This window comes from Telluribacter humicola, from assembly GCF_017355935.1.
Taxonomy (GTDB): domain Bacteria; phylum Bacteroidota; class Bacteroidia; order Cytophagales; family Spirosomataceae; genus Telluribacter; species Telluribacter humicola.
The window spans coordinates 288,683-304,073 of the sequence record NZ_JAFIQT010000002.1 but is presented as its reverse complement, the minus strand read 5'-3'; the positions used below and the strand labels follow the sequence as shown (position 1 = coordinate 304,073).

The 15,391-nt window shown below is 51.3% G+C and carries 11 protein-coding genes; 4 read left to right on the top strand and 7 right to left on the bottom strand.

Annotation, left to right across the window (positions count from 1 at the left end; translation table 11 throughout):
- The first annotated feature begins 271 nt into the window (after nt 1-271).
- Nucleotides 272-883, top strand: a complete 612-nt coding sequence (locus JUB14_RS12235) for a c-type cytochrome (protein WP_207506388.1) — start codon at nt 272-274, stop codon at nt 881-883.
- Nucleotides 884-982: 99 nt separating this feature from the next.
- Here the strand turns inward: JUB14_RS12235 and JUB14_RS12230 are convergent, their stop codons facing one another.
- Nucleotides 983-2,050, bottom strand: coding sequence for a hypothetical protein (locus JUB14_RS12230; RefSeq protein WP_207506387.1), 1,068 nt, complete (start codon nt 2,048-2,050; stop codon nt 983-985).
- Between the two features lie 52 nt (nt 2,051-2,102).
- Complete coding sequence (locus JUB14_RS12225; RefSeq protein WP_207506386.1) at nt 2,103-2,738, bottom strand: ABC transporter ATP-binding protein; 636 nt, start codon at nt 2,736-2,738, stop codon at nt 2,103-2,105.
- A 129-nt stretch (nt 2,739-2,867) separates the two neighbouring features.
- Between JUB14_RS12225 and JUB14_RS12220 the strand changes: the two genes are divergently transcribed.
- Nucleotides 2,868-3,707, top strand: a complete 840-nt coding sequence (locus JUB14_RS12220; RefSeq protein WP_207506385.1) for a sterol desaturase family protein — start codon at nt 2,868-2,870, stop codon at nt 3,705-3,707.
- Between the two features lie 44 nt (nt 3,708-3,751).
- On the opposite strand, the gene JUB14_RS12215 is transcribed toward JUB14_RS12220, so the two are convergent.
- Genes JUB14_RS12215 through JUB14_RS12205 form a run of 3 tightly spaced genes read right to left on the bottom strand, consistent with a single transcriptional unit; the run spans nt 3,752 to nt 9,616 of the window.
- Nucleotides 3,752-4,849 (bottom strand): DUF4249 domain-containing protein, encoded by a 1,098-nt coding sequence (locus tag JUB14_RS12215; protein WP_207506384.1) that lies wholly within the window; start codon nt 4,847-4,849, stop codon nt 3,752-3,754.
- A 43-nt stretch (nt 4,850-4,892) separates the two neighbouring features.
- Nucleotides 4,893-5,972, bottom strand: coding sequence for a DUF4249 domain-containing protein (locus JUB14_RS12210; RefSeq protein WP_207506383.1), 1,080 nt, complete (start codon nt 5,970-5,972; stop codon nt 4,893-4,895).
- Complete coding sequence (locus JUB14_RS12205; RefSeq protein ID WP_262897607.1) at nt 5,972-9,616, bottom strand: TonB-dependent receptor domain-containing protein; 3,645 nt, start codon at nt 9,614-9,616, stop codon at nt 5,972-5,974. The genes JUB14_RS12210 and JUB14_RS12205 overlap by 1 nt, the downstream gene beginning before the upstream one ends.
- A 187-nt stretch (nt 9,617-9,803) precedes the next feature.
- Between JUB14_RS12205 and JUB14_RS12200 the strand changes: the two genes are divergently transcribed.
- The gene (locus JUB14_RS12200; protein WP_207506380.1) at nt 9,804-11,693 is read left to right on the top strand and encodes a GEVED domain-containing protein; all 1,890 of its coding nucleotides are present in this window, start codon (nt 9,804-9,806) and stop codon (nt 11,691-11,693) included.
- A gap of 3 nt (nt 11,694-11,696) precedes the next feature.
- Here the strand turns inward: JUB14_RS12200 and JUB14_RS12195 are convergent, their stop codons facing one another.
- Both JUB14_RS12195 and JUB14_RS12190 read right to left on the bottom strand, forming a co-directional pair.
- A complete protein-coding gene (locus tag JUB14_RS12195) occupies nt 11,697-13,409 on the bottom strand; it encodes a helix-hairpin-helix domain-containing protein (protein ID WP_207506377.1) in 1,713 nt (570 codons plus the stop codon).
- A 214-nt stretch (nt 13,410-13,623) separates the two neighbouring features.
- The gene (locus JUB14_RS12190; RefSeq protein ID WP_207506375.1) at nt 13,624-14,148 is read right to left on the bottom strand and encodes a DUF2062 domain-containing protein; all 525 of its coding nucleotides are present in this window, start codon (nt 14,146-14,148) and stop codon (nt 13,624-13,626) included.
- A 136-nt stretch (nt 14,149-14,284) separates the two neighbouring features.
- Between JUB14_RS12190 and JUB14_RS12185 the strand changes: the two genes are divergently transcribed.
- On the top strand, nt 14,285-15,391 hold the full coding sequence (locus tag JUB14_RS12185) for a Gfo/Idh/MocA family protein (RefSeq protein WP_374757808.1): 1,107 nt from the start codon (nt 14,285-14,287) through the stop codon (nt 15,389-15,391).

Genomic DNA, 15,391 nt, shown 5'->3' with positions numbered 1-15,391 from the left:
AACTGTTAGCTAACTTTACTGTATATCAAGCCCTTATAGCCCTACACGTACCGTTATTGATACGTAAAGAGTTACCCTCAACAGCCCCAAATGCGCTCTTGCAGGTAACTTTTGTTGCTTTTTAGAGGTACCTGTTCCTCCCATTGATGAGCAGGAAAAGACGTAACGTAGTACCAGTGGCCATTTCTCAACTTCTGCAGGCCACACCTGTTCCTATTCAGGATCTCTCCGGCGTAACGCGTGTTTTCATCAACAATAATTCCACTCGAGTATGCTTAAAAAACTACTTACATGGACGGGTATTGCTCTTGGTAGCCTGCTCGGTCTGCTGATTCTTTTTTATGCGATGGCTTACTTCCAAACCCAGGCCCGCATCAAAAAAGTATACGAAGTAAACGTTCAACCCCTGGCCATACCCGACGATCCTAACTCTTACGCTATGGGTAAACATATAGCCGAAGTGAGGGGCTGTACCGGCTGCCACGGCAGTGATCTGGCCGGTGGTAGGGCCTTTTCGGATTCCACATCACCACTGGGTACCTTGTATGCCTCTAACATCACTCACGGCATCGGAGGTATTGAATATACCAGTCAGGATTGGGTGCGGGCCCTACGCCACGGGCTAGACAAGAACTACCGCTCGCTCTGGTTTATGCCCTCGCACGAGGTATATCATATCTCTAATAATGAAATGGCGGCACTGATCCACTTCCTGCAACAACAGCCACCTGTTGATAGGGTCATACCTGCCAAGTCCCTGAAGCCCCTGGGCAATGTACTTACGTATCTGGGCCAGTATCCGCTGCTGACCGCGGAAAAGATCAATCATGAAGCGGTTATTCCCAAAGAAGCGCCCTCCTTTACGGTCAATGCTAATTACTGAAAGTACACCGCTACAACCTGACAGGAGTGCATACGTACAGATAATACACAACTCACGAGTTGCGGCTGAGCCAGGGGCTCAGCCGCAACTATATTATACCTACCTACTACGCTTCCACAGCCAAAAAGATACCCCCAACAGACCTGCGGTCAACAACCAGACGGGTGTATGATATAGGATGATGAAGGTAAGTACTACATAGGCTATAAAAAGCGGACGAATGGTGTCTTCGAGCAGACGATCCTGCTGGTACAGCTGGGTATAGTACAACAGCAACGATCCCAGCCCCAGACCATAAAGTTGAATAAGGTCTGGTAGCGTAAGCTGTCCACCCAGGTACCGCGGAGCGATCAGCGTTTCGGGCAGGAGGAGTACGGCGTGCAGAAGTGCCGCCTGTATGTAACGCCTGAACTCCGATACCGGTAAAGACCTCCCCCACAGCCAGATCCTACTCTCCCACTGGTAGATCTCGTAAGAAAGACCCACATTGAGCAGATACGCGAAGGTACAACCAATGGCAGGCAGGCGCAGATCATAGGTACCCGTACGGAAGTAAATTAGGGTCGCACTCATGAACAGCATCGCGCCGGCTTTGCAAAGCAGGATTGTAAGTCCCCGCTCACGAATGAGCCACTCCAGCGTCCAGAAGGTCCAGTTATGGGGCCTCGAAAAGGGAAGCCTGAAGCTCCGGGCTTTCTGCTTTTGTACTGTATCAGGATTACGCAGCCGACTGTCGGCTACTACGACAACCAGTAAGGTCAGCAGCAGCCAGTAAACAGGTACAGGCCACGCGGCAGCTAGAGCAGTGTCCTGCCGGGCAATAAGGAATAGGTAGACACCGTAATAAAGTATAGGCTGTAACAGCCCCATTCCCACTGCAGCCAGGTAGTAATACCGGCGAACCCGCGGAAGTAATCGGGTATGATAGATAAAGGTATACTCGGAACGTACCCACAGCTGCCATACAAACTGGCCCACCATCAGCGCGTACATCACCCAGATCAGGAACAGGTAAATCATACCGAACCGGTCGGTCAGGAAAAACAGGGCAAAGGCACGATGCTCGCGACCACTCAGAAAGCCGAACAGCAGCCCCAGCAGTACAAAGAAGAAGCCCGCCCGCTGCCTGAAAAACTCCCGAACCGTAGAGATAAGCAGTACTTTCATAGCACGACTATCCTCCGGCTGATATAATTATAGTGTAAAGTTTGACTAGTCACTAGACAGGCAGCGGTTGAAGGGTTTTATTCACTAAGGCAAAGCGGGCTGTCAGCAAGAGGTCACTGTGCTCAAAAGGCTGGTGGGACGAAAGCAGGAACGTCACTCCCTCGGCATGGTACCTCTGGATCAGGCTGAATAAAGCCGTACGTGCCTCCTGGTCGATGGTGATCAGGGGTTCGTCCAGGATGATGACCCGTGGCTCACCCAGGAAGGCCAGCGCCAGCGACACTTTCTTGACCATACCGCTGGAGCAGGCTCCCATCGGCTGCGTGAGGTAGTTGATTCCCAAAGCAGTGGTGAGCCCTTCCACTTGTCCGCTCGGGCTTTGTTTGGTCTGGGCCACAAAACCCAACAAATCGGCCGGTGTCAGAAAGGAAGGATAAAGTGGCTCGGCTTCCCCTATATTTACCCGAAGCCGGTACTCGACCGGATGGCTCCGCAGGTCAAACTGCTCATCCAGCCGGATAGTACCTTCGTACGACAGCATACCCGACAGGGTACGGAAGAAAGTAGACTTTCCGGCTCCGTTTTCTCCCTGTATCCAGTAGATTCCGTGCCCTACCTGCCAGTGCGGGATATCCAGTACCTGGTGGGTACCATAGCTCTTACGGAGGTTACTAATGGTCAGGGTCATACAGGAGGAGGTTCTGTGGGTTTAGCGTCTGCAAAATTGTTATTTTTATTGAAGAAGCAGGACAATTTCAACCCTTAAAAATTGTTAATTTAGAGTAAAACTTCTTCTTACACCCCTACTTCAGGTACTATGGAGGCGCTAATTGAGTACTTCGAACACATACCTTCCTCCCACCGCTCTGCTATACTAGTGGGCGGCATTGCCCTATTCTGGCTAATTGAAGGAGCCTTTCCCCTCTTTCGTTTTGAATATAACAAGTGGAGACACGCGGGTACCAATATTATCTTTACCCTTACGACCATTATCATCAATTTCCTGATGGCGTTCGTACTCTTAAAGTCCAGTGATTGGGCCGTGGCTAAGGAGTTTGGTATTCTGCAGTGGCTGCCCGCTCTGCCGCTGTGGGCCTTCACGCTCATAGGCCTGATGCTGCTCGACCTGATCGGAGCCTGGTTTATCCACTGGACTGAGCATAAGGTAAAATGGATGTGGAGGTTCCACCTGATTCACCACTCCGACCTCCACGTCGATACCACCACCGCCAACCGCCACCACCCCGGCGAAAGTGTATTCCGCTTTGTGTTCACTACTATGGCCGTCGTCATAGCCGGAGCTCCCATGTGGATGGTATTCATGTACCAGTCCATATCGGTAGCGCTTTCGCAGTTTAACCACGCCAATGTCACCCTGCCTACCTGGCTCGACCAGGTACTTAGCTGGGTCATTGTGACGCCCAATATGCACCACGTACACCACCACTACGTACAGCCTTATACCGACTCCAACTACGGCAATATCTTTTCCATCTGGGATCGTATGTTTGGTACCTTCACCCGCCTGGAACACGACAAGATCGTGTACGGCATTGATACCCACATGAAGGTCGAAGAAAACGCTCATGTGGGTAACTTGCTGAAGATACCTTTTCAGGAATATCGCCCGCCGGTAGGTACCAAATTAGCCGAGTGATTTCAAAAGAGAAAGCCCCGCCTTAGCGGGGCTTTCTCTTTTGCCTATTCCCAAAACTGGGGAATCTTAGCTGTTCGGTACAGACTTTCGTTACAGGCAGAGCATGGTGGTGGTACTCCGCCCGCAGGAGGGTACGGCAGACCAGGGTCACAGTTAGACCAGTCAGCTCCGGTACGGTCTACGTAGTAGCCTACCCGCTCTACACCAATCGCTCCAAAGAAGCCAAATACCTCTTCGTCCGGATTGGTCAGGCAGGTAATATTGCCGGGAATACTCGAGGGAGTTACATCAAACAATCCTCCGGTATTCTGCAGCGTACGTTTAACAGTATTCCAGAAAATGTAGCCATCCCGTGACAGGGATTGCTGTTCTATCTCGATGTAGTATTTGTCCAGGCACTGTACAGGTACCTCAGCTATCAGCTGACGGGTGATGTCCCTGCCATTGATAAGAGCATCGTTGGCTACGTTGATACAGTTGGGCCCCATACAGCGTACGATGTCCCAGCAGTTGGTGGAGCAGCAGAACAGGCCGTAAAGGACATTGCCCTGGCGATCTTTGACATCTCCACAAAACAAAGTCCGCTTATAGTGCTTCCAGCTCCAGCGGTAGTAGTCGCCGCTCTCGGCCGGATCTTTGGTATCAATGTATACTTTCCATCCGCCCTGTCTGTCCTGCTTCGTAGTGGGATCAACAGTTCGGAAGCTTTCATCATAGACCCGCTCAATCTTACTCACAGGACGAATGGTCTCCGGTTTGGACTGGTACTTCTTTCCATTGGCCTCTATATGCAACTGATAGGTCTGCCCGATTACACCCCGTAATGTCTGGGTCACGTATTCGCCCTGCCCTTTATGCAGCAGATCCTCCCGCCGGCCCTCATTATCTGTGATGTACACAGTGGCCTGTTCGATGGCATAATTGAGGCCTGCATAGGTATAGTTGGCAGCGGTAGTCAGTTTGACAGTATATGGGCCTTCTTCGTTAGAGATAAATCCCTGCACGACTATGCCAGGAGGTACTTCTTTAATTTCCCCGTCATAGGGAGTTATACAACCGGCAAGTAACATCAGACACCAGCCCGTCAGACGGGACAACTTAAGTGCCGGTGTAAAAAATTTGGGGACTCTAACAGCGCGCATGAATGGGTATATAAAAACTTAACTATCAAGTTGTGTAAAATAATCAAAATTCCCAGAAATCCGGTGCTTTAGCCGTCCGGTAACGGCTTTCTTCGCAGGGAGCACAACCCACTACTCCCCCCGCAGGAAGTGGGAGAATCGGGGGGCAGTTGGAATATTCTGCCTGGGTACGATCCACCAGATGCCCCTTGCGGGTAATGCCCGCTACTTCAAAAAGCCCGAATACCTGCTCGTCCGGATCAGTAGTACATACAATATTACCCGGAACAGCCGTTGGGGCTGAGTCAAATACACCACCGGTATTCTGCAGCATCTGCCTGGTAGCTTTCCAGTAAACATAGGCATCACGCGAGATCGACTGTTGCTCTACTTCCAGATACACACGATCCAGGCACTCTACGGGTACTTCGGTAATGAGTTGCCGGTTGATGGTATTGCCATTAATAAGGGCATCGGACCTGAGCGAAATACAATCCGGCCCCAGGCAACGCAGAATATCCCAACAGTACCCGCAGCACGGGAACCGAAAGGCCGGATTGCCGGGAGGAACATCTATGGTAGCACATACATCGGTCAGTTTGTACCTGATCCAGTTCCAGCGGTAGTAGTTGCCCGATTCGGAAGGGTCTTTGGTATCTACGTACACTTTCCAGCCCCCCAGCCGCTCTCTTCCGGTCAATGGTTCAAATGATCGAAAGGTCTCATCATACACCCGCTCGATGGGATTGACGGACCGCAATAATTCCGGTTTTGACTCGTACTTCTTACCCTTCGCCTCAATGTGCAGCTGGTACACGCGCCCGGTTACACCCTGCAGGGTAGTAGTCTGGTATAAGCCGGGTTCTTTCTGCTCGACGAGGTCTTCGTGGTTGCCTTCGTTATCCGTGATGTACACCTTTGCTTTCTCAACCCCAAAGCTCAGTCCCTTGTAGGCATTGCTGGCAGGTACTACTATTTTAATGGAATAAGGCCCCGGCAGATTAGTTATCCTGCCCTGCACCACAATACTCGCCGGGGGATCATGGATCTCGGCCTCGTAGGGTGTCACACAACCCGACAGAATCATAAGTCCCCACGACAGGTACCGTTCAAATCGCTTTATGTGTGGTAGCACCGGTTTCATCAAAACCTGAAATTGTAGGTCAGTGAAGGGAATATAGTGCCAAAAATACTGAGCTTGTAAGCCGAGGCCAGCGAATACGGCTTTATACTATAAAATACCGAAAAGGCATTCTTGTGCGCGTATACATTGTAGATCGAAAACACCCAGCTCCCTTTCCAGCGGCGGTCGGGGTGCTCGTCAAACGTAATGGAAAAGTCGAGTCGGTGGTAGTTGGGGATGCGCCCCTGGTTACGGTCGGTATAGATGGGTACGTTGGCACCAAAGATGGTAGGCTCGTAGAGTACGTAGCGCCCCTTCGGAAAAGTACCGGGGCGACCGCTGCTGAATGTAAAGTTAAATGAAAGTGTAGTGGTCACGTTGGGCCGGTACACAGCCATAGCGTTAAGCGTGTGGGGGCGGTCATAGTTAGCAGGGTACCAGCGTCCGCGGTTGATTCGCTCTTCGGGAAAATCGCCCTGGATCTGTAGAAAGGTACGTGCGTAGGTATAGCTGACCCAGCCGGTCCAGAACCCGGTATTTTTCTTAGCCATCATTTCCAGTCCGTATGCTCGTCCATGACCTTGTAGTACAGCCGTCTCCAGCGCCGGGTTCAGTATGATGTCCGCTCCGTCCTTGTAGTCTACCGCATTCTGTAACTTCTTGTAGTATACCTCGGCCGAAGTTTCATAGGTGTCGTTTTTGAGATTCCTGAACAGACCTATCGATACCTGGTCGGCCACCTGCGGGCGCAGGTACGGGCTACTCGTTGCCCAGCGGGCAGTAGGCAGTGCGGAGGTCGTATTGGATATCAGGTGCAGGTACTGGATCATCCGGTTGTACCCCATCTTTACCGAAGTAGCCGGGTTGAGGGTCCAGCGTAGGGCCAGTCGGGGCTCAAAACCACCGTAGGATTTAACCACCTCCCCCGCAGCGTATTGCTCTATCTCGGTGACAGCATCTTCAGAACGCGGCAGGTCCGGCGAGTACCGGTAGACACTGGCATTACCCAATCGCAAAAAATGCGAGTACCGTAGCCCCGCAACGACCGACATCTGCTCCGTTAGCTTCCATTCATCTTCGAGGTAGAGGGCGGCCTCGGCAGCCCGCTCCCGCTCCAGATCTACCGGCAATACGTTAGAAAAGGGGCCTGGCGTCAGTGTATTGGGCTGGATACCGTAGCTGATGGCGCTGACTCCCATCAGAAACTTGTGACGCTCACCGGAGCGGTTGGTATACTGTACCCGCGCATTGGCATACATTATCCCGGATTCCAGATCGAGTGCATTGGAGGAGTCCGGTATACTGATGCTGGCTGTATACTTGCTGAGTACTCCTACGGCCTCCAGGGTCTCGTCATCGCGCAGCGTGTGTTGCCACCGCAGGGTACCACTCCGGGTGCGGTAACCGTAGAGCGACGAAGAAGCATTGACCTCTACGTTGGAGAGGGAGTCCGAAGGTATCTTGAAGTTGTCATCGCTGTAGTAGCCGGTCAGGGTTAACTCATCGCGTTCGCTGATCTTCCAGTACCATTTGTTAGTGATATCGTAGAAGTTAGCCTTGGTACCACGCAGACTGGCAGGCCCCAGTTTGAACAGGAAATCATTGAAAGAGGCACGTACTGCCAGGAGCGTAGAAAGCTTGCCATTGACAATAGGGCCTTCCAGCGCCAGGCGACTGGCTACCAGGCCTATTCCGCCGCTTCCCGTAAACTTCTCCGAGTTGGGGTACTTAAGGCGTACATCCAGTACCGAAGAGGCCCGGCCACCGTATTGGGAAGATATCCCTCCCCGGTTCAGGGTTACATCCCGCACGGCATCCTGATTGAATACCGAGAAAAATCCGAATAGATGAGAAGTATTGAACAGCGGGGCATCATCCATCAGGACCAGGTTCTGATCAATGCTCCCTCCCCGTACATTAATCCCCGAAGTACCCTCACCTACCGTAGTCACACCAGGCAACATCAGCAGACTGCGCATTACATCCACTTCGCCCATGAAGGCGGGGATACGCTGGATACTCCGGATATTGAGCCGTGAAGCCCCGATCTCTACCTTCTGTACATTCTCTTCGGGCTTACCGGTGGTAACCGTTACCTCATCAAGTAGTCGTGTATCTTCTTCCAGTTGAAAAGTAAAACGATTTTCCCCCTGTTTTAAGACTACCTCCCGCAACAGGGGTTTAAAGCCCAGATAGCTCACCTTTATATTGTAGGTACCTGGCTTTAAGGTTATAAGAAAAAAGCCATCCCGGTCTGTTTGCACACCCTTTCGGGTTTCCATTACAAACACATTCGCATTAGAGATGGGCTGCCCGGAAGAAGCGTTGGTCACCGTACCCATGAAGGCTCCTGACTGGCCCGCCTGAGTTTCTTTGCGATCCGGGACAGACACCGCCTTTTCCGTTGGTTTAGCTGGCTTCGGTTTATCGGTCAGCAACTGGTAAAGGCCAAACATCTGTTGAGCCCGAAGGCTGTCCTTCTGAACAAGGGCAATACTCGCCTGGCTGCTGATTTCTTTAGCATAAAACGTGCGGTGCGGTTCGTTCTGCGGACTCGTCAGTTGCGCCTGCAGTTGATCCACAGGGAGCCGGTAGTTTACTGGTTTAAAACCTGAATCCTCATTGAGCCAGTACTTGTAGAGCAACTGGCTCACTGGCGAGGTAAATAGGTCACCGTCGCCAATGGGAAATGGCTGGCTCAGTCGGTCTGAATTGGCCAGCACCACCAACGTTACCTGACGAGCCGGCACCTTGACTAACAAGCCTGACTCACCCGTAGTCTGACCGTAATGCCAATAATAATCCAATCCCTTATAGTTCTGTACGTACCAACCCAGCCCATAAGGCGTAGGCTGGCCAGCCGTGGTTCGGTTTGGGGTAAAGATATTTTTTTGGGTCTGGGCACTTACGAATTGATGGCGATCAATGGCCTCTGAATATTTTACTAAATCCAGAACAGTCGTAGCTAACCCACCGAAGGCGCCAAATTCATCCAGGTACTCGGTCGGCGTGACGGCACCCTCAGCGTTTAGGCCGTAAGGTTTGGCTAATCTGGAAAAGGCCTGCTCGAAATAAGGCTTCAGTTCGGGCCGTTGGCTCACAAGGGGAAAGTAAGCGGCCAGGGAAATGCCAGGCGCTGTGGAGGCCATCCCCAGCGGATGGACGATGCGTTCCATCAAGAGTTGATAGAATGGCTGGCCAGCCGCTTGCTGGATGATGGACCCTAACCGGCCATAACGATACCCATTGTAATGAAAATACGTGCCGGGTGCCCCCTCCGAAGTGTGAGTCAGCAAGTGCTGAACCTGAATGCGGGGATCACCAAAACTCAAACCGTACTGGGCGATAGGCGTGTCCAGGCGGAGTTTGCCTTGTTCTACCAGTTGCATCAGCAGTGTCGAAGTAAATGTTTTGGTAATGGAGGCTACCCGAAAAGACGTTTGCGGGGTAGCCCGTACTTGACGCTCCAAGTCGGCGTAGCCAAATCCTTCGGCCAGTACCAGTGAATCGCCCTGCTTTAGGGCTACGGCCATAGCAGGAATCTTCAATCGTACCCGAATAGAATCCAGTTCGGTTCGAAAAGCCGGTAAATTCGACTGTGCCGCTGCCAAACAAGTAAAACATCCAATTAAAACAGTGACAATCAGGCAGCGAAAAGTGAACATCTAAGGGAAAATGTGTGTAAGTTTAATACTTTATAAGAGGCTGCTCAGCCTATTCTACTTGCAAGTTTCCACCGCATTTAAATAACATTTTAACCTCTTTGTTCTGGCAGAAATATTGATTTAGTTTTTAACTTTAACTTTTGAATCCTTCTATCGAAGAAGAGTTACAAAACGCCCTCCTATCCTGATGAATTTTCGTGTATTAGCTCTGCTGACAGGGAGCCTGTTGATGTATATTGGATTTTGTGAAAGTGTAATGGCTCAGAAAGTAAAAGCACCTACTGATCAGGCCATTGGTGAATGCGGCACTACTCCCCCTCCTCCCGAAAAAATCAGAAAAATTGAGGATGCCATTAAGAAGAGAAAGGCTCTGGGACCAGCTATCAAAGAATCTTCTCCGCTCCTTGTCCCCATCAAGGCGCATATCGTGCGAAAAAGCAACGGGTCGGCCGGATTGCCTGTAGAGGTGCTCATTACTGCCATTGACACCATGAATAAGCAGTACCTCCCGATGAATATGCAGTTCTACCTGTGTGGACCTATTCACTATATTGATGATGATAACCTGTCCAGCTGTGACGTTGAGCAGGATGACAAGCCCCTTTCGCAGCATAATGTCAATGATGCTGTAAATGTTTATTTCTGTGATGTACTTACCTCAGGCACAGCGGCACTGAATGGTATATCGGCTTTCCCAAGTGATAATTCACTCGACAACCGGATCATCATGCACAACCGGGCCACCCGTAATGGTACTACCCTGGCTCACGAAATGGGCCACTACTGGAACTTGTACCATACGCATGAAACCTTCTTTGGTGCTGAACTGGTAACGCGGGAGAGCGGAGCAAACTGCACCTCTGCCGGCGATCAGGTATGTGATACACCAGCCGACCCATACAGCAGCAGCTACGACTTTACAACCTGTAAGTATACAGATACGGTAAAGAAGGATGCAAATGGGGAACTCTACAACCCCGACCTGACTAACCTGATGTCGTACTACCAGTTGTGCCGCTATCGCTTTTCGCCCGGGCAGTTTGACCGAATGCGGGATGGGTACCTCTATCGAAAGTCACTCATGGATCAAACGGGTAACTACACCATTGCCTGCCAGTCTGATGTGACCACTCCTACCAACCTGACCGCGGAGTACCTGAACTGTGCTGTTACCTTGAGATGGACTGACAATGCCGACAACGAAGGAGGATATATCATTGAACGCTCCACGAATCCGGACGGTAATTTTGTAGCCGTAGGAAGAATGAAAGCCAACGTTACTGAATTTACGGACATAAGTATCGTTGCACAGCCGGGACGAACCTACTTTTATCGGGTTGTCGCTGCCAATTCCAACGCTATATATAGCTCACCGGTTGCCGTTCCTTTTGATACACAAGCGATATACTGCTACTGCACACCTGGTAGTACTGACTGTAGTGACTCCGATGTAATTACCGGTTTTTCTATTCTGCATGACGCTACCCCTCTGCTTAATAATACCAGTGACTGCTCACCCAACGGATACATCAACTACACCTCTACGGTAGCTCCCGCTACCCTCACACGTGGACGTGACTATACATTCTCCCTTCAGAATCCGGGCAGATACCGGGAGGGTTTGGCCATCTGGCTTGATTACAATCAAAACAGAGTATTCGAACAAGAAGAGATTATATTCTCGCTCCAATTTGTAAGTACTGAACCTATTATTAAGGGAAGCTTCACCGTACCTGACAGTGTGAAACTCGGAACTACCCGTTTACGCGTCAGACTACAGTACAACCAGACTCCTACGGACCCCTGCATAAGTAGTGGCAGTAACTGGGGAGAAACGGAGGACTATGCCATCACTATTGCTCCAAGGCCTGCCATCAGTTCCGCGGCTTCGGGTAGCTGGAACGCTACCAATACCTGGTCATGCAACTGTGTACCTACCATCAAGGACCATGTAGTCATAGAGGCCGGACATACTGTAACGGTAGATACAGGTAACGCACGTGCCAGAAGTCTTGAAGTAAAAGATGGCGCTTCAATCCATCTCGGTCAGGATGTTCAGCTCAACTTTCAGGAATAACCTCTACCGGCTATTCCTTTTCTTCAGGTACTCCTCTATCTCTGCCAGCGTGAGCGCGTTGTAAGTCATCTGCCGGGTCAAACCTGCTTTACGACCCACGGCTACTCCGTAGTGCATATCGTAGTAGCCTTCCCGCACGTGGGCGTCAGGGTTGATGCTCAGCATCACGCCTTTCTCCATGCAGTACCGGACCCAGCGCCAATCCAGATCCAGTCGCCAGGGGCTGGCGTTGATCTCGATGACCACGCCCCTTTCGGCGCAGGCATCTATGACAGCTTTGTAGTCGATGGGGTATCCTTCACGCGACAGGAGCAACCGTCCGGTAGGGTGACCCAGTATGGTGGTATAAGGATTTTCAATCGCGCGTATGAGGCGGGCAGTGGCTTTGTCCTGCGTCATGGTTAGGTTGCTGTGCACCGACGCTACCACGTAGTCAAAGGTAGCCAGTATATCATCCGTGTAGTCAAGGGAGCCGTCGCCCAATATATCCGACTCGATACCTTTCAGGATCTTGAACGGACGCCATGGGTTTTCCTGCGCGAAGCGTGTGTTCAGCCGATCTATCTCTTCGTGCTGCCGCTCCACTTGATCGGGTCGTAGGCCGCTGGCGTAGGTAGCACTTTGCGAATGGTCGGCCATACCCAGGTACTCAAAGCCCAACTCCCGGCAGAACAGCGCCATTTGTTCCAGTGTATTCTGTCCGTCGGAGTAGGTACTGTGGTTGTGCAGGATACCTTTCAGGTGGTCCCAGGTAACGAGGTCATCAGTAGTATTCTCCAGAGCCCAGGCCCATTCACCCAGCCCTTCGCGCATTTCAGGTACTATGTAGGGCAGTCCGGCCTTCTGGTACAGCTCTTCCTCCGTCGTGACCGGCTCTGCCAGGGCCAGTTGCAGCAGGGTACCTCCACCAGCAATTGGCTGCGCCAGGTGAGCTTCGGCACCCGTTTCCAGAACAAGCCCATTGGCAAAGCGTTCCTCAGGTACTATCACGATCTCTACCCGTACCTCCACGTCCATCGCTTTTCCCCGCCACACAAAGGGTGACGATAGCTTCACGTCCTGAGTCAGAAAATCCAGTCCATTGAGCTTTTGCTGTACCGCCACAGGCGAATCAGCTCCCACCAGCAGCCTCACCGTCTCCACGATCTCGGTCTTACGGCGTACTTCACCGGTTATTTCTACCTTATCGAAATGCCTGACCAATTCGTCACGCAGCGCTCTGGCCAGCGCGTCGGCTACATCCATCCGTATTTTACCTGCCTGTACTTTCAGGAACACCAGCGAGTCCAGGATCTTCTGCTGGGTACTTTCACCAAAACCTTTCAGCTTGGCGATCTGTCCGCTCTGGCAGGCCAGTTCCAGATCGCGCAGGTTATCGATGCCCAGCTCCCGCCAGATAACCGCGATCTTCTTAGCTCCGATACCTTTTACCTTGAACATCGCCAGTATTCCCTGCGGTGTCTTATCCATCAGTTCTTCCAGCTCCCGTAGCTTACCGGTCTCCAGCATTTCCTGGATCTTTGCGGCTACGCTCTTGCCTATGCCCGGTATGCGGGTCAGGTCGGCGGGAGACATGTCGGCGATATTCCTGTCAGCAAGCCGGTCCAGGTTAAAGGCAGCCGAACTGTAGGTTTTTATTTTGAATGAATCGGCTTCGTGCAGCTCCATCAGCTTGGCCGTAAGCTCGAGTATATCTATGATTTCAGAATTGGTCATGGAAGAAAATAGTCAGCAGTTAGCGTGGTACCTGAGGTACCCCGTAAAATTGGTCAAAATTTTCTTCCGAAGCTTTTTTCAGGAAAGGATTTCTGACGGAACATGCCACTACTACATCGCTGGTGTAGCCTGTTTTGTAGTAGTGGTACGATCGGGAAGTGAAGAAAAAACGACACGGGTACCTGAAGGCAGATACCCGGCTAAGCCTGGGCTATCAGCAGGCATTTGTTAGTACGTTGGCTGGTGCCGGAGCTGTATCGGTCTGCTGTTCCTTCTCCCACCGCGCAGGGAGGGTTTTCCGGAGGATAAATTTAAAGCAATAATTGAGCGCACTAAGGACCAGCAGGCTTGTCAGCAACCAGCCCACCGTCGAAACCAGCAGCGCGCTACCAAACTTATTCACCATGGGCAAAACTCCCAGGCCAAAGCTTACTTTCAGCTCCTGCCAGCTTAGGGGGGTAGCGCCCACACCCAGTACCTTTTCTCCAATGCGCAGGTAAGGTACCAGCAGCAGGATCTGAACTGGGTACAGGGCGTAGCTAATGGCAAACATCAGGGCCATGTTCAGCCGGAACTTCATCGCCAGCAGCGCTATTAAAAGATTATTAGTACCAATTAGTGGAAACACCCCCACAAGAATGGAAAGGGTAATACTCCATGAAAGTTGATTGATGGAAGTATCTTTCGTTAGAAAGCTCTTCCATTTAGTAAACTGTTTGTGTAGCCAGGGCTGTGTCATGTAAATAAGCCGTAGGAAAGATTGTTTCCTGTAACTTTACATAAACTGTACCTGCATAATCCGGTCCGCTCAGAAAATAGTAAAGCAGCTTCGGTTAGTGCTTTTAGGAAGTAACCAAAAAACTAGTCTACTCCTGATGAACCTACTTTTCTTCGCTTCCGAACCTACTACCCGCCGCGATTTCTTAACCGGAATGGCAGGCTTAACCGCTGCTAACCTGCTGTCTTCCCGAGTCTTTGCTAAAAAACAGACAAAAGACAAATTGGGAATTGCTCTGGTTGGTCTGGGTTACTACAGTACCGACCTGCTGGCTCCGGCGCTGCAAAAAACACAGCACTGTTACCTGGCCGGAATTGTGACGGGTACACCCGCTAAGGCTGAACTGTGGAAGAAGAAGTACAACATACCGGATAAAAATATCTACAACTACCAGAACTTCGACCAGATCGCCAACAACCCCGACATCGACATTGTGTACGTGGTACTACCGCCTTCCATGCATAAGGAGTACACCGTACGGGCGGCTAAGGCCGGTAAGCATGTATTTTGTGAGAAGCCGATGGCGATGAGTGTAAAGGAATGTGAGGAGATGATCAAGGCCTGCCGCGACAACAAGCGCAGCCTTTCGATCGGATACCGCTGCCAGCACGACCCCAATACGCAGGCGTACATGAAGATCGCGAAGGAAAAGCCGATGGGAAAGGTAAAACTGATCCACAGCTCGGCAGGTTATAACGAAGGCCGCACCGACCACTGGAAGCAAAAGAAAGAAATGGGCGGCGGTGTCATGTACGACATGGGCGTGTACGCCCTGCAGGGCGCGCGGCTAGCCGCGGGTGAAGAGCCCATACTGGTAACGGCCAGCCACCTGACCAACCGTCCGGAGATCTATAAGAATGTAGACGAAACGACCATGTTCCAGCTGCACTTCCCCAGTGGGGCCGTTGCCAACTGTACTACCAGCTTTGGCATCAATACCAACTTTCTGAAGGTGAACTATGAAAAGGGCAGCCTGTTTATGGAGCCCGCTACCGCTTACAGCGGAAACAAAGGATACAGTACGCTGGGAGAAATCAACTTTCCGCTGGATAGCCAGCAGGCCCGACAGATGGACGACGATGCACTCGCTATTATAAATAACAAGCCCATGCTGGTACCCGGTGAGGAAGGACTGCGGGATATTCGGGTAGTAGAGGCCATCTATCAGGCAGCCAGGACCGGTAAAGCTGTACGACTGGGCTAA